Here is a 351-nt window from a genome sequence, read left to right as displayed (position 1 = left end):
ATGGATGTATAAATATAATCATCAACGTCCAAACATGGCATTGGGCGGCATTACCCCGAAACAGCGACTGGCCATGGTTGCTTAATTAACTCTACTTCTAGGTTCGGTTAAATAAGGGGGGATTACCCAAGTACCCCAACTATTGCAGAATCAACCCATGTTGCTGCAATGATTTACTATGAAAAAACTCTCTTTGGTAATGGACCTAAATTGACAGCAGTTCACTTCTTGCCGCCAGATGCGAGCGACCTTTGCAGTAGTCGCTTGCCCCCAACCAGCGTTACGCATCATGCCCGCAATAAATCTATAGCCATACCGGCCATAGGTGCTCGCCATGCGGATGACTTCAGC

Annotated in this window: 1 pseudogene; it reads right to left on the bottom strand. The window is 46.7% G+C overall.

The annotated features are described in order from the left end of the window. Positions 1–150: 150 nt before the first annotated feature. Positions 151–351, bottom strand: a pseudogene (locus ICN13_RS10045) (hypothetical protein); the annotation flags it as partial.

Source organism: Polynucleobacter sp. MWH-Berg-3C6, from assembly GCF_018881855.1.
Classification (GTDB): domain Bacteria; phylum Pseudomonadota; class Gammaproteobacteria; order Burkholderiales; family Burkholderiaceae; genus Polynucleobacter.
This window is presented reverse-complemented; position numbering and strand designations above follow the sequence as displayed.